Source organism: Syntrophomonas palmitatica JCM 14374 (assembly GCF_001311885.1).
GTDB lineage: Bacteria > Bacillota > Syntrophomonadia > Syntrophomonadales > Syntrophomonadaceae > Syntrophomonas_A > Syntrophomonas_A palmitatica.
Map to the genome: position 1 here is coordinate 34,591 of NZ_BBCE01000008.1, position 18,405 is coordinate 52,995.

General features: G+C 42.7%; 20 protein-coding genes and 1 pseudogene. All 21 read right to left on the minus strand.

Going from position 1 to position 18,405, the window contains the following annotated elements:
• Positions 1–5 precede the first annotated feature (5 nt).
• A complete protein-coding gene (locus JCM14374_RS05820; protein ID WP_207641598.1) occupies positions 6–461 on the minus strand; it encodes a MaoC family dehydratase in 456 nt (151 codons plus the stop codon).
• A 33-nt stretch (positions 462–494) separates the two neighbouring features.
• The gene (locus JCM14374_RS05825) at positions 495–1,079 is read right to left on the minus strand and encodes a hypothetical protein (RefSeq protein WP_054694681.1); all 585 of its coding nucleotides are present in this window, start codon (positions 1,077–1,079) and stop codon (positions 495–497) included.
• 100 nt (positions 1,080–1,179) lie between these two features.
• Entirely contained in the window at positions 1,180–1,527 is a 348-nt protein-coding gene (locus JCM14374_RS05830; protein ID WP_054694683.1) for a phasin family protein, read from the minus strand.
• A gap of 245 nt (positions 1,528–1,772) precedes the next feature.
• Positions 1,773–2,402, minus strand: coding sequence for a uracil-DNA glycosylase family protein (locus tag JCM14374_RS05835; RefSeq protein WP_054694685.1), 630 nt, complete (start codon positions 2,400–2,402; stop codon positions 1,773–1,775).
• 36 nt (positions 2,403–2,438) lie between these two features.
• A complete protein-coding gene (locus JCM14374_RS05840) occupies positions 2,439–2,837 on the minus strand; it encodes a hypothetical protein (RefSeq protein WP_054694688.1) in 399 nt (132 codons plus the stop codon).
• Between the two features lie 281 nt (positions 2,838–3,118).
• Positions 3,119–3,946, minus strand: coding sequence for a PHP domain-containing protein (locus JCM14374_RS05845; RefSeq protein ID WP_054694690.1), 828 nt, complete (start codon positions 3,944–3,946; stop codon positions 3,119–3,121).
• A gap of 121 nt (positions 3,947–4,067) precedes the next feature.
• Positions 4,068–4,985, minus strand: coding sequence for a dipeptidase (locus tag JCM14374_RS05850; RefSeq protein WP_054694692.1), 918 nt, complete (start codon positions 4,983–4,985; stop codon positions 4,068–4,070).
• A 220-nt stretch (positions 4,986–5,205) separates the two neighbouring features.
• Positions 5,206–5,466 carry a stage V sporulation protein S gene (locus JCM14374_RS05855; protein ID WP_054694695.1) on the minus strand — a complete coding sequence of 87 codons (261 nt, stop codon included), beginning with the start codon at positions 5,464–5,466 and terminating at the stop codon, positions 5,206–5,208.
• A 116-nt stretch (positions 5,467–5,582) separates the two neighbouring features.
• Entirely contained in the window at positions 5,583–6,368 is a 786-nt protein-coding gene (locus JCM14374_RS05860; RefSeq protein ID WP_054694897.1) for a TIGR00282 family metallophosphoesterase, read from the minus strand.
• Between the two features lie 129 nt (positions 6,369–6,497).
• On the minus strand, positions 6,498–8,015 hold the full coding sequence (gene rny, locus JCM14374_RS05865) for a ribonuclease Y (RefSeq protein WP_242848850.1): 1,518 nt from the start codon (positions 8,013–8,015) through the stop codon (positions 6,498–6,500).
• A gap of 353 nt (positions 8,016–8,368) precedes the next feature.
• Complete coding sequence (recA, locus tag JCM14374_RS05870; protein ID WP_054694698.1) at positions 8,369–9,406, minus strand: recombinase RecA; 1,038 nt, start codon at positions 9,404–9,406, stop codon at positions 8,369–8,371.
• A gap of 90 nt (positions 9,407–9,496) precedes the next feature.
• A complete protein-coding gene (gene thpR, locus JCM14374_RS05875; protein WP_054694701.1) occupies positions 9,497–9,964 on the minus strand; it encodes an RNA 2',3'-cyclic phosphodiesterase in 468 nt (155 codons plus the stop codon).
• Between the two features lie 89 nt (positions 9,965–10,053).
• On the minus strand, positions 10,054–11,307 hold the full coding sequence (locus JCM14374_RS05880; protein ID WP_054694704.1) for a competence/damage-inducible protein A: 1,254 nt from the start codon (positions 11,305–11,307) through the stop codon (positions 10,054–10,056).
• 302 nt (positions 11,308–11,609) lie between these two features.
• Entirely contained in the window at positions 11,610–12,281 is a 672-nt protein-coding gene (locus JCM14374_RS05885; protein WP_054694707.1) for a PilZ domain-containing protein, read from the minus strand.
• Positions 12,282–12,570: 289 nt separating this feature from the next.
• Entirely contained in the window at positions 12,571–14,061 is a 1,491-nt protein-coding gene (locus tag JCM14374_RS05890; RefSeq protein ID WP_439646067.1) for an AAA family ATPase, read from the minus strand.
• Between the two features lie 104 nt (positions 14,062–14,165).
• Positions 14,166–14,699: a hypothetical protein gene (locus JCM14374_RS05895; protein WP_157048984.1), complete on the minus strand. Its 534-nt coding sequence runs from the start codon at positions 14,697–14,699 to the stop codon at positions 14,166–14,168.
• A 112-nt stretch (positions 14,700–14,811) separates the two neighbouring features.
• Positions 14,812–15,342, minus strand: coding sequence for a CDP-diacylglycerol--glycerol-3-phosphate 3-phosphatidyltransferase (gene pgsA / locus JCM14374_RS05900; RefSeq protein WP_054694712.1), 531 nt, complete (start codon positions 15,340–15,342; stop codon positions 14,812–14,814).
• Entirely contained in the window at positions 15,326–16,663 is a 1,338-nt protein-coding gene (gene rimO, locus JCM14374_RS05905; RefSeq protein ID WP_054694715.1) for a 30S ribosomal protein S12 methylthiotransferase RimO, read from the minus strand. The genes pgsA and rimO overlap by 17 nt, the downstream gene beginning before the upstream one ends.
• A 21-nt stretch (positions 16,664–16,684) precedes the next feature.
• Positions 16,685–16,801 carry a RodZ domain-containing protein gene (locus JCM14374_RS15705; protein ID WP_369397313.1) on the minus strand — a complete coding sequence of 39 codons (117 nt, stop codon included), beginning with the start codon at positions 16,799–16,801 and terminating at the stop codon, positions 16,685–16,687.
• 17 nt (positions 16,802–16,818) lie between these two features.
• A pseudogene (locus tag JCM14374_RS05910) lies at positions 16,819–17,418 on the minus strand (helix-turn-helix domain-containing protein); the annotation flags it as partial.
• Between the two features lie 21 nt (positions 17,419–17,439).
• The gene (locus JCM14374_RS05915; protein WP_054694720.1) at positions 17,440–18,399 is read right to left on the minus strand and encodes a PfkB family carbohydrate kinase; all 960 of its coding nucleotides are present in this window, start codon (positions 18,397–18,399) and stop codon (positions 17,440–17,442) included.
• Positions 18,400–18,405 lie beyond the last annotated feature (6 nt).

Genomic DNA, 18,405 nt, shown 5'->3' on the forward strand with positions numbered 1-18,405 from the left:
GAAACCTACCCCTCGTTAATCTGCTTAAGTGTCATTTCGATAACGTGTTCGCGAGGTGGAATTACTACAGCTTCCCCATCAAGTATGAGTTCATCATTCTGGTTATAGCACGAGGTTCTCAGTTTTACACGGCCTCGCGGCAGCTTTTCTATCACTTCGGTTTGTGCTCTGATGGTATCATTAATAAAACACGGCTTTAAAAAAGATATATTCTGGGTTTCATAAATGGTACCTGCTCCTGGCATACGATTGCCAACAACATTGGATATCAATCCAATCAGCAGCATACCATGAACCACCCGTGTCTTAAAATGGCCTTTCTTGGCTCTCACTTCATTAACATGCAGCCAGCTAAAATCACCGGTGATACCGGCATAGAGGTAAACATCGGTTTCCGTAATGGTCTTCTCTATATAACCCCGATCACCGATTTCGAGTTCACTGTATATTTTTTCTATCAAAAGGAACTCCTCCTTGTACGATTAGCCTTGAGTTTACTTGGACTCATCTGTCTCGTTTTTTTTGCGGGATTTTCTTTTAGGCGCCGTGTTAATTTCCACCCTACTTTCATATGAAGCGGCTGGTTCATGCAAACCCTGTACCGCCCGCAACAGGTTATCCAACTTTTGGCTGATCGCGGTATTTTCTTGTCTTAAAGCCGCAATTTCGTCTTTAAGAGCAGTCTGGTAGTCTACAAGTTTTATCAGGCTGGTGGTTATTCGATTTATATTGCTGGCAAACTGCAGATCAAGCTGGTCAATTTTGTCTTCCAGCCCGATAACCAACTCGGCCACCCGTGCCAGGTCGCGTTTGGACGGCACAGGATTTAATTTAAAGTATTTATCCAGATTTTGTTCAGATACTTTATGGTATGACAAATACTGGTCTCTGATTTGATCCAGCATAGCGATAAAATTCCTGGTGGTTATTAATTCTTTAGTGGTATTAGTCCAGGATTCTTCAGTTTTAAAATACATTTCTTTCCACAACTCAATAAAATCAGGCATCATGATATTATCCTGTTTTGTGTCTGATTGCTCTTTTCCGCCAGTTGTCTCCTTATTTTTTTCTTCAGGCAATCCATTACCCCTCTTTCGTTCGTAGTAACGAAAAATCCTGGGAAAGAATATAAGGCGGCTATAGCGTTGGCCATAACCGCAATCTATTTTAGGCAGGGTATTAGAGGTTCGCAGTTTTTTTAATAAGCTCTTCTACTTTTTTATTGAGTTCATCAATGTAGCTAAATGTGGGTATATCAATATTCTCAAAAGCACTGGCAACGGCTTCCTGGATCATCTTTTGCATTTGCTGCTGGTTTTTCTGTGCCTGGCTCATTAATTCCTCAACCAGCTTATTGCTTTCTTCACGAGCCATTTTACGTTGGTCTAAATACTTTCTGGCCATGTTTTCTATTTGTTCTTGGCTCCAGGACAGGCTGCCCAATGTTACCAGCCACATATCCCACATTTTCTCCGCTGAAGTTTCTGCCAGAGCAAAGGACTTTACCAGGTTTTCTTTAGTGCTCATACAAACGCTCCTTTCAAATTAACTTTTTAAATTGCCGCTGAAAATGTTTGGTTTATCACCTCCTAACAGGATAACGATTAAAACTATATGATAAATAAAAAAATGGATTTCAATAATACTATCGTTGATTGGCCCCGTAATAATCTTATTTTAATTCTACCAAATACGTACCATAATGTGGTAAATTTTTTGTTTTAGTTTTGTATAATTTGGCTTAAAAATACGTGAGAATGACAGTTGAAAGGTTAAGACACTACCAGCGGGAGTAATTTATGACAATCATCGGCTTGAAAATCTTCTTCTACAGGAGCAACCATAAACTGCATACCGTCATTTTTGTATATCTGCCCCAGCTTCACAGGTTCAAAATAACCAAATGACTTCAGAACAAAGTTTCCCACCCTTTCACCAAAAAGGATCAGGTAATGCGGTTTAAGGATTTCCAGCTCTTCAATTAAAAAAGGTAAACAAGCGAGAATTTCTTCATTGTTAGATCTGATAGGTATGCCCTGACATTTTTGATTGTTCAGTAAACAGTTATGTTCTTTATCCAGAAAGCGAGTATCTCCATAATCGCTGAAATTCTGACGAATCGTACATGCTTTAGGTTGACAGCGTACCATAAACGTGTGATATAAACGCTGTAATTTGAATTCGTTCTTTATCAAATTCCGTAATTTTATAATACGATCAATATCACGAACAAAAGCACTTTCTGATTCAAAAACCATAATCATTTCGGGATCAAGTTCACCCTTGCCCATAGAAGGTTTTCTAACACACTGTAAGAGGGAAGGACACCGTCGGCATCGGCTTATACGGTCTTCCATGTCAATTACCCGACGTATATTAGTTTCGCGATTACCGGTGGTCATTTTCCCCCCCCTAAAAATACTTCTTGATCTGATAGTCTAATATTCCCTGTTCTGCATTTTGATAAGGTATTCACGCGTATTAGAATTAATGCCCCAACTAGCGTCAGCCAGCTTTGAGCACAGATAACTGCGCATATTGTCGTCTATTTCCGGATCCAGGAAATCAAACAGCAGGTAAAAAACCCTTAATACGTCATTCATATTCTGTATTATTCTTTCTACAGGGGCGCTGTGCAGAAAAGATTTCCTTTGACCATAATAGAAAACCATCCTTTTTAAAACCCATACAACTTCAGCATTTGACCAGAGCTTCTTATCCAGTATTTCTTCCAACAAATTCTCGGGGCCTATCTTAAATTCGCGTTCTTCAAGTTCGACCCATTCTTTACTGCCAAATACAGTTTTGGGCAGAAATAAACCGCCTAGTTCTTCCATACTTAGCCTCCTGCTGAATATAAAATATTATTGCTTGCAAAAATAATACCTGCCCTAAAGAAAAGAGTCAAACATGAAATCAAAACAAAGCTTTTTATGCAATTTTCCAAATTGTTTCTTAATTACCTGCTACATTCTACAAAAGCATCTGCTATTCCTGCCAAAATTATATTTATTTTGCTTTGGTATTTTCTGAATTTCCTCCTCATGTCAGCAGGTCCGCAAGCACTTATAAGCTGCCGCTCATATTCTGTCGTCTCGGTATTGTGATTTGCCAGTGGCTATTTCTTAATTAGATTTTTTATATTATTTAAAGCCTCCTGGGATATACCTGACGACCCCAGTAAACCCCTGTTTTCCGGGCTATCATAACCATGAAAATCAGATCCGCCGGTTATAAACAAATTATTTTCATGGCACAGGTTCATAAAAATATTAATCTGTTCAGGTTTGTGTTCGGGATAGAACACTTCCAAGCCCTCAATTCCCATCTTTATTATTTCTTCTATATGTTTTGTTCTGATCAAGAGACCGGGATGTGCCAGTACGGCAACCCCCCCGGCTTGATGAATCAATTCAATAGCCTCACGGGGCTGAAATTTGTAACGCGGCACATAGGCGGGTTTTCCCCTGCCGATATATTTTTCAAAAGCATCTTTTATATTTGCGGCATAGTCCTTTTCTATTAATGCCCTGGCTATATGCGGTCTGCCAATTAATTCGCCTTTAGCCAGAGCGGCAACTCGTTCATATTCTATGTCGATGTCCAAATTCTGCAGCCTTTCCACCATCTTATAGGCCCTGCTGCGTCTTTCCTGGCGGATTTCCTGCAAACGCTCCAGCAAGTCCTTTTGGGTATGGTTTATATAATATCCCAGTATATGTATTTCTTCGCCCCAGTCCTCAGTGTTCATCTCAATACCGGGAATAAAAACCAAATCGTATTGCTGTTGTTTTAAGTAATTCAAGGCGGGTTCTATACCATCAACCGTATCATGATCAGTAATAGCCAATCCTGTCAGGTTTGATTTTATTGCCAAATCCAATATCTGAGCCGGGGTATATGTGCCATCTGAAGCAGTGGTATGCACGTGCAAATCGTAGATCAATAAATAAATCTCCTTTAATAAGCAAAAATGATTTCGATGCAATTTAGTTTTTGGCAACAGCGGAACCTTCCTTTGACTTCCTGCTGCTGTATTAAATCAATGTTCATCTGTGGTATTAGGTTTATACTAAAACATTTTCCAAAAACCGCAAGGCGTTGCCCTGCAAAATCAAGTCAATATCTGCAGCAGAAAATCCACGCGAAGTGAGCAGGCTGTTCCAATCCTGATAGGATTCAATTCCCGGCATCAGCATGTCATCTGATCCGTCAAAATCAGAACCCAGAGCAAGGTGATGCACCCCAATTAACTCAGCTATATATACTACATGATCAAGCAGGTCTTCAATCTTTGCATGGTTGTATCTTACAAATTCGGGCACCAGGGTTACGCCTATTATGCCGTCAGCATCAGCCAGCTTGCGCAGTTGAACATCATCCAGGTTGCGGGGATGATTGCATAAAGCCCGTGCATTAGCATGACTTACCATAACCGGACCACCATATAATTCCATCGCCTCATAAAAAGACCGGGGAGCTGCATGCGCCAGGTCAAGGATCATATTAAGTTTTTTAAGTTCCTGAACAAATAACTTGCCGGCTTTGCTTAGTCCAGCTCCAGGATCTTCGCTTACTCCATCGGCCAATAAATTTCGGTGATTCCAGGTTAGGCCAAGACTGCGCAGTCCTAATCGCTGTAATAAATGAAGTATTTCCAGATCAGCCCCCAGGGAATCGCCGCCTTCCAAATGCAGTATAGCAGCGACTTTATTGCGGTTGGAAGAATTCAATATATCCGTATAACTTTTCACCAAATATACCGCCTGGTTTTCTTTTTCTAATTGTTTATGGAAGTATTCCACTTGTTTAAGTATCCAGCGCAAACAACCTTCCCCGCCCAAGGAAAACAACGCGCAGAATTGCACTTTTAACTGAGCGTTCTTGGCTCTATCTAGATCCCATTGCAGTTGATTGGAACGCAGCGACAATCCCCGGCTGGCAGCCGCAGATATAGTATCGCAATGTAAATCGACAATTCCCATTTTTCCTCCTCAGCAGGTTGCTAAATAGGCACAGATAACCCTGGATAACAGCGAGGGATGATACTGTATATATTTGTTTATTGCTAAATCCATGTCAAATCATTATTTGTCTGCGCTTATCTGTGCTTGAAATCAGCCTTATCAGCATTTATAAAAAGAGCAAAAATTAAAAACCTGCCCTTAAACAAGCAGGTTATTAATTCATACTTGTTAATGATAATTATCTGGGTTCGATTATGAGTTTAATAGCCGTTCTCTCTTCCCCATCTATCATTATATCAGTGAAAGCAGGAATACATATGAGATCCATACCACTAGGTGCGACAAATCCCCTGGCAATGGCAATAGCTTTAATGGCCTGGTTAATGGCACCAGCCCCAATAGCCTGAATTTCAGCAGCTCCTTTCTCGCGTAAAACCCCTGCCAGCGCGCCTGCAACTGAATTTGGACTGGATTTGGCTGAAACCTTTAATACCTCCATTAAAAAACCTCCCTCAATTCATAGTAAACAAGATTAGCTGCTCTCATAAATGTATATTCTAACTTAATACACTAATTCCTGCTAAATGGCAAAAACTTTTGGATAATTTTTCTTGTTTATTGAGAAAGCACCTGGGAGATACGTTCGATTCCATTAACTTTATTGGTATTTTCATCCATATTTAACACCACGGCTTCAATCTGTACTGGGCCTTTGGCCACTTCTAAACGCACCGGTCTTTGGCTCATAATCTTTTGTATAACCATGGCTTTGTCCATTCCCAGTATAGAATCATAAGGCCCGGTCATACCCAAATCAGTAATATAAGCCGTTCCCCCCGGAAAAATTCTTGCGTCCGCAGTCTGCACATGGGTATGTGTACCCAAAACAGCGTCGAGCCTGCCGTCAAAATAATGAGCAAAGGCCAATTTTTCGGAAGTTGCCTCAGCATGGAAGTCTACAATGATAATGTCGGCCTGTTCCTTTATTTCCTGCAGTAATTCTTCCATCACGCGAAAAGGGCAGTCCAAAGGTTGCAGAAACACCCGGCCCATTAAGTTTACCACCGCGATCTTTCGGTCAATACCGGCCCTGTATATACCATAACCCTGCCCCGGGCAATCCGGAGGATAATTGGCAGGACGGATCAGACGTTTTTCATTCTCTATAAAATTATATATTTCCTTGTTGTCCCAAACATGGTTGCCCATAGTTAATACATCAATTTCCAGATTAAACAACTCGTCCATAACCTCATGGGTTAAACCTCTGCCGCCTGCGGCGTTTTCCGCATTGGCTATGATGAATTCAATTTTATGAGTTCTTTTTATATCAGGTAATAATGATCGCAGGGCTTTTCTGCCTGGTTTACCTACTACATCGCCAATAAAGAGGATATTCACCGGTGATTCTATGCCTCCAGATTTCTTATTTTTCTTGATTATTATACCATTATTTTCCCCAAAAACTGTTGGCCATAAAATATAAACAGAGCTCAGACGAGCTCTGTTCAAAAAATTTTTCAGGTTAATTTATTTTGCGTATTCCACCGCGCGTGTTTCCCTAAGAACCACTACTTTGATTTGACCGGGATAATCCAGATCATCTTCTACCTTGCGGGCAATGTCTCTGCTGAGTTTAATTGCTTGAAGATCATCAATCTCATCAGGTTTTACGGCAATTCTAATTTCTCTGCCTGCCTGTATGGCAAAAGATTTGTCGACACCTTCAAAAGATTCAGCCAGTGTTTCAAGTTTTTCCAGACGTTTTATATAAGCTTCCAAAGTCTCTCTGCGGGCTCCAGGACGTGAGGCTGAAACGGCATCCGCAGCTTGCACCAGCATAGCTTCAATTGATTCAGGTTCTACATCCCCATGATGCGCGGCTATAGCGTTAATGACATCTTTATGTTCCTTATATTTACGGGCCAGTTCTACACCAATTTCAATATGAGGTCCAGAGACTTCATGATCTACCGCTTTGCCGATATCATGCAAAAGACCACCGCGTTTGGCAAGAGTAATATCCACTCCCAGTTCTGAGGCCATAATGCCTGCGAGGTGCGCTACTTCCACTGAGTGTTTGAGAACATTCTGTCCATAACTGGTGCGGTATTTTAATCGTCCCAACAGTTTAATAAGTTCTGGATGGAGATTATGAACTCCTACTTCAAAAGCGGCCTGCTCGCCTACTTCACGAAGTTCCTGCTCAATATCCTTCTGGGCTTTTTCCACCATCTCTTCAATGCGAGCCGGATGGATACGCCCATCAGAAACCAAATTATCCAGGGCTACCCTGGCAATTTCTCGACGAATAGGATCATATGACGAAAGAATAACTGCTTCTGGCGTATCGTCAATAATCAGGTCAACCCCGGTGAGAGTTTCAAAAGCTCGAATATTACGACCTTCACGTCCAATAATCCTGCCTTTCATCTCATCATTGGGAAGGGCCACAACTGATACGGTAGTTTCAGATACTACATCTGCAGCGCATTTTTGAATAGCTAATGATACTATGTTTCTAGCCCGTTTATCAGCTTCTTCTTTAGCTTCCGCTTCCAAGGTCTTAATCATTACTGCAGTTTCTTTGCGGATCTGTTGTTCGACATTGCTTAGAAGTAATTCTTTGGCATCATCCGAACTTAAACCCGAGAGACGTTCAAGCTCCCGTAATTGCTGGGTAAGCACCATTTGCAAATCCTGTTGGGTTTTTTCTATTTCTCTTTCTTTTTCCTGGAGACTATTTTCCTTTTTTTCTATATTTTCTGTTTTTCTATCCAGGATTTCTTCTTTTTGCAGAATCCTTCTTTCTATCCGGTCCAGTTCACGCCTGCGATCCCGAATATCTTTTTCGGCTTCCTGACGATTGCGATGAATTTCCTCCTTGGCCTCCAATAATATTTCCTTTTTTTTACCCTCGGCCTCTTTGGCAGCTTCTTCTATTAACCTGGCAGCTTCATCTTCCGCCGCACCGATCTTATTTTCCGCAATAAATTTTCTGCCGTAGTAACCGGCGGTTAGCCCCACTGCCAGAGAAATAATAATCACGATTAGCGCAGTAATTGATCCTATCTTTTTCACCTCCTTTATCAGATGCTTACAAATAAAAAAACCGAGTTAAAAACCCGGTTCTTATTGAAGTCCCACTATTCCCGACCACAGCTACTAAGCTACATTCGCCAGCTCATTCAGCGCCTGCTTTCAGGCGATATAGCTGAACCAAATGAGTACATCGCGTCTTAAGTTGAACCCGCTATGCAAATAATGGTTTTGTAGTTTCAAAACCTTTATCTCAAATTTCATTGATCTATATCAATAATCAGCAGTTCACAGGGTCAAGTTATAAGCTGTGACTTCTAACCAGATTCTGATATAGATTCTAGTTATTTTACGTTCCAGTGTCAAGCTTCATCGGAGTTCTTATCGATTAAGCCGCGTCTTTCCGCCAGACTATTTCTTACTTTTGTTTCCAATATAGTAAAGAATTCTGGATTGTTTCTTATGTATTCCTTGGCATTTTCACGTCCCTGGCCCAAACGTTCACCCTCATATGAATACCATGAACCGCTTTTTTGTATGATATCGAGATTAGAGGCTACATCCAGCAAATCACCTTCCCGCGAAATACCGTTTCCATACATAATATCAAACTCAGCAATTTTAAATGGCGGTGCTACTTTATTTTTAACCACTTTTGCCGTAGTCCGGTTACCAATAAGTTCAGTACCTTGTTTGATGGCTTCTCCTTTTCTGACTTCTATACGCACCGAAGAATAAAACTTTAAAGCCCTGCCCCCGGTGGTTGTTTCCGGGCTGCCATACATTACTCCTATTTTTTCACGAACCTGGTTGATAAATATTGTACACGCCCTCGATTTACTGATGTGAGCGGTTAATTTTCTCAGAGCCTGAGACATCAAACGAGCCTGTAAACCCACATGAGCGTCTCCCATTTCCCCGTCCAATTCAGCTCTGGGTACCAATGCGGCAACAGAATCGATAACTACTATGTCAATGGCTCCGCTGCGAACCAGGGCTTCGCATATTTCCAGGGCCTGTTCACCGGAATCCGGTTGAGCGACCAGCAAATCATTGATATTTACTCCAAGTTTACGGGCATATAACGGATCAAGAGCATGTTCTGCATCTATAAAGGCTGCCATACCGCCCTCTTTTTGTGCTTGGGCTACTGCATTCAGGGCCACGGTAGTTTTGCCTGAAGATTCGGGACCAAATATTTCAATTACCCTGCCCCGCGGCAATCCTCCTACCCCCAGAGCCGTATCCAGAGAAACACAACCGGTGGAAATCACTTCCACATTCATGGAGGCTGCTTCACCCAATCTCATTATGGAACCGCGGCCAAATTGTTTTTCAATATTTTTGATGGTATTGTTCAAGGCTTCCATCCGCCCGGAATTGTTTTGCTGGTTGTCCATAATAGCCCTCCCTCAAACATATGTTCGCTTTTTAAAAATTATAGCCTGTCCCTAGTAATACTGTCAATATATATCCATCTTTTTACACAATTAGCCTTGTAATACATATTCCTTTTTTAACAGGTATTTGGGCCCCTGCGGCGACAACTGACTTTCCATCAAGTAAAATTTCTTTACTTTATATGGTATGGATTGGAAATCTCTTTCTATTTCCCCGGCTTGAATTTGAATCGAATCAAGGTTCTTATCAGACCTAATTCTGCCCAGGGTTAAATGAAAGTTCCTGCTCTTTTCAGGTTCGAAACCGATCTCGCTCAGATATGTATCGATCCTTTCTCCTAAAAACAACGCTTTATCGATTTCTCCTCCGGTACCTATCCATATTACCCGCGGACGATGACGGCTGGGAAAAAATCCGATACCGCAAAAAGTTAAATCAAATTCAGGGCATGCCTGAGCAGCCAGAGACAGTTTATCATTTATCGCAGATAGAGCTGTTTTCGATTCACCTAAAAATTTAAGGGTAATATGATAATTCTCATATTCTACCCACTTCACATCCGGCGACCCCTGGGCGAATTTTTTTTGCGCTTGGCAGCCAGATCTTTTATTTCTTTGGGAACGGGAATAGCCACAAATAATCTCATTTATTTCACTCCCGATATGCTTTTTCTCAAGAAGTCCAAAGCTGTTTTTGCGGACAGCATGCGTACACCGTCTCTTCCGCCAGCAAAATGCATTTCCTTAACCCGGCAGTTCCTGGCATCTGCCAGTGCAATATACACCAGACCTACAGGTTTGTCCGCACTGCCGCCATCAGGCCCTGCAATACCGGTAATTCCAATACCATACGTACTTTGGGCTTTTTCCCTGATTCCCCTGGCCATTTCGGCAGCGGTTTCGCGGCTGACGGCCCCGTGTTTTTCCAGGGTTGCTTTTTTAACCCCTAAGAATAACTCTTTGGCTTCATTGCTGTATGAAGTGACAGATCCCCAAAAGTACCTCGAACTGCCCGCGACATCGGTCAGCATTTTGGATAAGAGTCCGCCGGTGCAGGATTCTGCCACAGCCACAGTTTCATTTCTATTTAATAGTAGTTTTGCGGTCACAGTAACCAGGTCGTCTTCCTCATTATCAGTGAAAACATAATCGCCCATTTTATCAGTTATCCTGCAGCACACTTCATCAAGTATTTTCTGACTGCCTGCTCTGTTTTCCCCTTCCGCAGTTACCTTAATATGCACCTCACCTTCTTTAGCTAGTAAAGCCAGGCTGCACCCCCTAGGCTCTTTAATGATCTCAGCCAGCATTTCATCTACCTGTGATTCACCCGGTCCTATAACCTTAATACAACGCATCAGAACCCGATCTGCTGCCGGCCCAACATCGCGGACTAGCAGAGGCCCAATTTCTTTCACAAACATGGGCATCATTTCCCTGGGCGGACCTGGAAGTAAAACAATGGTTTTCCCGCCTTTATTTAAGTACATTCCCGGGGCAGAACCCATTTCATTTTTAACGATAACTGCTTCGGGCGGAAACATGGCTTGTTTCAAATTGCTTTCAGGCATAGGTTTCCGGCGACGTTCAAAATATTCCCTTAATCGTGTTGCTTCTTCTTCCACTAATATCATCTCACAGCCCATTACCTGGCAGGCCACTTCCTTGGTAAGATCATCCAGAGTAGGCCCTAATCCCCCGCTGGATACAACCAGATCGGCCACATCCAGGCCTGTCTCAAATGCCTTCCTGATCATTTCCTTATTATCGCCAACCACGCTTTTTCCCACCACCCTGATACCAAGTTCAGCCAATTTCTCAGATAAAAATACTGAATTGGTATCCATGGTAGAAGCCAGCAAAAGCTCAGTCCCGGTGGAAATAATGTAAGCTTTCTTCATTCTGAAGTTCTCCTTTGTTTTGTTGCTTTTATTATAAGCAGTTTTTGGTACTAATATAGAGGCAGATTTCTGTATAGTGAAAAAAACAGAATTACCAAAAGATAACATTGATTATCATAGTATTTTTAACTGTTGGGTAAGACAAAAGACTGAAGATTAATTCGAATTTTCCTGTATTTTTGATACTTAATAGCGGCTGTCTCTTCAGGACAAGGTAGAGTAGTATGAAAAAACGCCAGGTAATATATAATTACTGGCGCCATATTTTCGTCTCCACAATTTTGTAAACCAGTGTTATCTGCTTACTCTTCTTGATTTCGCATGGTTTCCCGCTGTCGTTTTATTATCCAGTTGACAATCTGATCAGTTTGCCCAGGGGTTAGCTGGATGAACTGGATGGCCGCAGTATATTTTACGTCTTCTCCATTCTTATCCTCGACAGTTCTTATTACTCGTCCCTTAATATTCAAAGGTTTAGCTCCTCCGGTATCGAGAATCAGCACAATCTCATCATCGGATTGAAGCTCCTCTGCAGTGACGAACGACAGCCCTCCCCCGCTAATATCCACCAGTTGATCTTTATGATACTTATTTGGTTTGGCATTTTCAGCTTCAGAAGCCAGTATCCAACTAAACTCAGCCCGGGTACGCAATCTGAACCATTGGCGATGCTGTTGCTTTCCCGCTGAAGCCGCTATAGTACGTTCTTTATACTCTGCAAAGGAACGCTTCATTTCATTGGTCTTTTTAGCATCCTGGGCGCGGAAGATAGCAACAACTATAAGACCTACCAAAATTATGACCATTAAAAGTATAAAATCATCGAAACCAAAGACTTGATTTTCATGAAAACCCTTATTAACCGCACCCGAGAATTCATCCCAGTTTATGGCAAGGGTTTGGTCAGGAAAAACCAACATACCCTGCAGTAAAAAAAGCACTGTTGTTATCGTCTTTAACCCCCGTACTTTCAATGGCATCCCTCCCCAAAAAAGCCGCAGCCCTTTATTAATTTATGTTTTTTATACAGGATAATTATAACACCTTAAACAAAATAAGAAAAAGCCGCAGAATAATTCCCGCGGCTCATAGCGCCGTTAAAGCATATAAAAGTAAAGTAAGGATACAATAAGCTTCAAGATTGCCACGCTTCCGGTTAGCAACAGCTCAGCTGCATTATAGTCAAGCGATGCGTCAATCTAAAGCCTGAATTACGATTAAACTTCTTTGTCAGTCTGTAATCTGCCCAACTTTATCGCCGATTTATGCTTGGTAACTTCCCGGGTTGAATATTTCGTAAAAGCGGTTGCGGTCCATGTTCTCTTCTTCAATAATGGTCGCCGATAAGGTGTTTAAAATATCCCGGGAATTATTTAAAATAATACGCGTTTTATCTTCCATGCGCTGCAGAATTTCTTTACATTCCTCATATAGTAAACGCGAAGGAAGATCATCCCCGTTGACAACCCCCAAACTGGACAAACCGGTTTCAACAATCTGGCGAGCCTTTTCCCAGGCCTGTTCAAAATCATTTCTGGCTCCGGTGCTGCGATCCTCCAGAACCAGTTCCTCTGCTACAGCTCCTGCCAGCATAATCATTATCTGTTTTTCCATTTCATCCAGGGTATACAGGTATTGATCATCACGAGGAGCTTTACGCAAAAATCCTAGAGCTCTTCCCCTGGGTACAATAGTTAAAGAAGATACCGAACCAGGTTCAACTGTTTCACTTACAATAGCATGACCGCTTTCATGCACCGCCACCCGCCTGAGTTCAGCTTCACTAGGCCGACGCTGCAGCTTTTCACCCATAATGACTTTATTCACCGCCTCAGAAAAATGATGGCTCTCGATAAGAGAAACATCTTCACGTAAAGCCAGTATAGCCGCTTCATTAGCCAGACTTTCCAAATGCGCCCCGGAAAATCCGAAAGTGGCCCGAGCTATTTCATCCAAAACCTTGGGATCAGCCAAAGGTTTATTGCGGGTATGAATATCCAGTATGCGGCGCCTGCCCTCTCGGTCCGGCAGGTTTACCTGCACCTGGCGGTCAAAGCGTCCAGGCCGCAGCAAAGCAGGATCGAGCATATCCGCCCGGTTGGTAGCGCCTATGACCAGAACCCGCGGTTCAACCCGGCTGTCTATACCATCCATCTCTACCAACAGTTGATTCAAGGTCTGGTCATATTCCATATGACTGCTGTGGGTTCCTCGCTTGGCCCCCAATACTTCCAACTCATCAATAAAAATAATGGCACTTTTGCTTTTTTCCCCGCTGGCCTTCTTGCGTGCGTCTTGAAACAACTGTCTGATACGGCGCGCACCAACTCCGGCGTATATTTCCACAAATTCTCCTCCGGAAGCGGCTATAAAACTTGAACTCGTATATGCTGCCGCAGCCCTGGCTAATAATGTTTTACCGGTTCCGGGAGGGCCTACCAGGAGTACCCCTTTTAAAGGCCGGATGCCCATCTGGGCAATCTCTTCGGCTTTAACGATAAACTGCAGGGCTTCCTGCAATTCTTTTACCGCTGTATCCTGCCCGCCAATGTCAGCAAAACTAATCGGACTGCTAATCTTGACCCCCTGACCAGCGTTTTTTAATTTCAAACCTCCCTGGCTCTGAATAAAAAAATAGAAAGTTCCTATGAGAGCTAATAAAAGCACCAGGGGAGTAACATTAAAACCCATAATACCCAGAACCATTAGCAAGGCCAGGCTGGAACCAGCTACTACTTCTTTCAATCTGTACACCCTTTCGTGTGGATTTCAATGGTTAAAAGGCTGAATAAATAATGAATAAAGCGCAGATTATTATCCGTCATTTATCCCTGGTATAGCTATCGGCAATAGATGCCTTATGCCTCTTGCGTCTTGGCATGATTTTCCCGTTTGATTACCTGATATAGATAATAATTGCCCTGTTCCATTTGCAGATAGAGATTCTGATCATCTATATAAAGCCGGTAGTTTATGTTTGTTCCTTCAAGGGCCTTATCGATCTCCTCTTTTAGCCATACATAATGGTCCTGGGCCAGAGCTTCGTAAATGGCAGGCTGCAGCGTTTCATAACGCAACTGCAAAACACGGTTGGGCTGGTCTTTAATTACAATCCGATAATTCTTTCCCTTGAGCTGTTTTTCCAACAATGTATTCATTTCAGTCCAGCTTTGCTGGAGATTTTCCAATTTGCGCGGCTCAACCATTACCTCGTAGATTCCGCCGTTCTTTTCTATATTAGCCTGCCCCTTGATTAAAGAAGAGAGCTTGGCTACAGCAGGCTGTTCAACACCTATTTGCTTATATAAGTAGTATCCGCCCAGAAAAACTATAAAGGATACGATTAGAGCCAATATGAAGGTTTTAAGACGAAAATCGTTACTTTTCATCAATTATCGAGCTCCTTTCCCCTGCAATTATAACACAGGTTCCAGGAGCTTAAGGCAGGCAAAATACTGGAAAGAACGGGTTTTAAGGCCAAAATGAAAGGAACGCGGGATGAGCTTATTCTGCGATGCGAAAACGCAAGAAGTATTCCACACCGGAAATAATGGTAATAACTACGGCAATATACATAGCCCACATACCAAACTTGATTCCCGTTAAAGGAAGGTACAGCTTCTGCATAAGCAATAAAATTATGGCGATTACCTGGGTGAGGGTTTTTAATTTGCCCCATATGCTGGCAGGTATAATAACGCCTTCTTCGGCCTTTACCGCTCTCAGACCTGAAACGGCAAACTCACGGCCGATAATTACAATGGCAATCCAGCCCGGCATTTGCCGCAATTCTACCAGGCTTATCAAAGCGGCTGTAATCAATAACTTGTCTGCCAGGGGATCGAGTATTATACCCAGTTTGGTAATCTGCCGCCAGCGCCGGGCCAAATAACCGTCCAGGCTGTCGGTAAGTGCGGCGACAATAAATATTAGGGCCGCAAAGTATTCGCCATAAGGTATCTTAACCAGTAAAACAAACACAAAAACCGGGACCAAAATAATGCGTAAAATTGTAAGCTTATTCGGTAGATTCATAAACCGCTTCTCCAATCAAATCCATATTATTACGAACAGCCTGCAATTTTACCAGAGCAAAGTCTCCCTTTTTTAACTTCTGCTCACTGCGTATTAAGGTGACGCCATCAACTTCAGGGGCTTGAAAACCTGCTCTCCCCAGGTAAAGGCTATGATCAAGCTGAGAGGAAACGAGCACTTTTTCCAAACGGTTAATACGGTCAATGTTTTTTTGACGGCTTATCTTGCGCTGCAGGCCTAAGACTTGTTCCAGCCGTTCCTGTTTGATTTCTTCCGGAATCTGCCCTGCCATACGAGCAGCAGAAGTGCCTTCTTCCGGCACAAAAGCAAAGGCTCCTAACCAATCAAACTTTATTTCCTCAATAAATTCCAGCAGGGTATTAAATTTATTATCATCCTCACCAGGAAAACCTACCATTATAGTAGTGCGTAATACCGGAGAGTCAAGTTCAGAACGCACTTTTTTTATTAGTTTGCGAAGAAAACCGGCATCATACTGACGATTCATCCTTTTTAGTATATCGCTGTCAGCATGCTGCACAGGAATATCAAGATAAGGCAAGACCTTGTTATGCTGAGCAATGGCTTCAATAAGTTCGCTGCTTATATGGCTGGGATGAAGATACATAAGCCTTATCCAGGCCAGCCCGTCAATATTATTCAACTCATGCAGCAAGGTCGGCAATTGCGGTTCTGAACCCTGATCCAAGCCATAAGCGGCCGTATCCTGGGCTATCAGAACCAGTTCCTTTATCCCCGATGCCGCCAATTTTTTAGCTTCCCGCCATATATCTTGATGTGACCTTGAACGTAAAACACCTCTGATATTGGGAATTGTGCAGTATGAGCACCGGTTGTTACAGCCTTCGTTTATTTTCAGGTAAGCTGAACCTGGAGGAGTGGTCAGAACCCTCAAGGCAGCTTCCTCATAAAATGCAGAAGTTGGTCCGACTTGCATGAGACGCGAACCTTTTTCCAATGCAGCGATAATATCATTAATACTTGTAAAATACGAAATGCCTACCACTGCATCCAGCTCAGGCATCTCTGCAAACAACTCTTCTCCATATCTCTGACAAAGACAGCCGGTGGCTAATAAATATTTTAAGCCGCCTCTATTCTTTAAAAGGGCTGTATCCAATATGGTGTCTATGGCTTCCTGTTTAGCTTCCTCAATAAAACCACAGGTATTGATGATAACCGCTTCCGCCCTCTCCAGGGTATTTACAATGCGGTGACCTTCTTTTTTAAGCAAGCCCATCATTACCTCGGTGTCCACGCGGTTTTTGGCGCAGCCCAGACTTATAAATCCAATATCCAAGGTTCCAACTCCTGATTGCTGCTATTTCTTGACTGTAAATTCTCTTTCTACTACTTCTCCGTTTTTACCGAGGGGCGGAATATCTTTGCCATCGACTTTAATATCGATTCCTCCGGCATTTCCAGCTCTAATATATATAGAATTTTACCGGTAAAAGACAGCTTCTGTCCGGGAGGCATGATAGCGGAATACGTGGTCTCGCCATCTACCTTCACTTCCATCCAGCAGGCCTGGCGGCTGGCAATCACCAACTGCACATCTTGCTTTTTGACCGGCTTAACCGGTTGCGGCGGAACGTGAACCTCATTTTTCTTGGGCGCGGCTGGCTGCTGATTCGTGGGGGTACGTTCAACTTCATTTTCCCGGGTGGCATAACCGCCTATAATAGGCACAAGCATACTGCCCAGCCAAATCACCACTCCCAGAAACAACAATCCGGTTAAGATACTAATAGGCCTGATACGTTTAGTTTCATCATAATTAGTGGTTCTAAAATGTTCTGTTTCTTCTCTTGGTGATTCATTCCCATAAGCCAATATCTGAAATTCTTCTGTCAAAGCCCGTTCATCCAGATGCAGGAACCTGGCGTATTTTTTCACAAAACCGCTGGCGTATACCCGGGGAGGAAGTACCGAAAAGTTTTCCATTTCCAAGGCTTCGAGATAATACCGTCTTATCTTGGTTTCTTCCTCAACATAGTCTAGAGAATAACCAAGAATCTCTCGTGCAGTTTTTAATTTGTCGCCGAATTCCAATATTCCACCCCCTGAAAGCCATTATTCATTGCCAGAGGCAGCCCCAATACCTATTCTTAAAGATTGCCGCGTGGGATAGCCACATGACAAACCATACAGTACACCCGCTAATAAAAATGGTAATCTTTCTGCAGTATCAAATACCTGATTGGGCAGCAGCGGAAAATCACTTATACCTGATCCATTTACACACACAACCCGGCTGCGACCATCGCTGATAATCAAATGCTTTCCAGGCTGCAGATTAGTCGCGGCCTGTTCGCTGTAATAATCCAGTTCCTGGGGACCAGCAGCACCGAGAACCAGCAGTGAACACCAGGACAGCGTTTCCGGTATAGGTTCAGGAAAAGTAATCTGTTGCATAGTGCATAATCGAGGCATGAAATCTTCAAAAGCCGGATTTCTGCGAAAAACTATCTCTTCCATGCCGGGTTCTATGACCAGCCATTCACAGTTTAAGACTATCCACTCCCTTATGTCGGTGGCTTTTTCATAGTCTTCAACCGTAAACCCTTCTTTATAACGCAGTTCACCGTTAATAGCCAGTTTACGACAGCTTCTTCTTTCAGCATGACGCAAAACACTGCCAGTATCAATACCCTTTTCCTGGAGCATGCCTATTATAGTACCTGATAGTTCATCATTTCCAGTCACTGTTATTACTTTAACATTAAGTCCGAAATTAGCAAGAGCCCGGCTGACTTCTAAAGCAAAACCCCCATAGTCATAATCTATTCTGGTTCCCTGATTATCTTCTTTTACCCTTATATCAACACAGCTTTCCCCGATTACTACAACTGATACCTGTTCATTTATAACATAGCCTTTGCCTAATACTATTCCCTTTTTCATCAGGTTGGAAATATGCACCGCGGCTGATGAACGGGTTATGCCAAAACGATTTGCCAACTCCTCCTGGGAAATCAGCGGTTCTTTTTTTATAACCTCATATATTTCCTTTTCACGCGAAGTAAGTCTCATCATTCA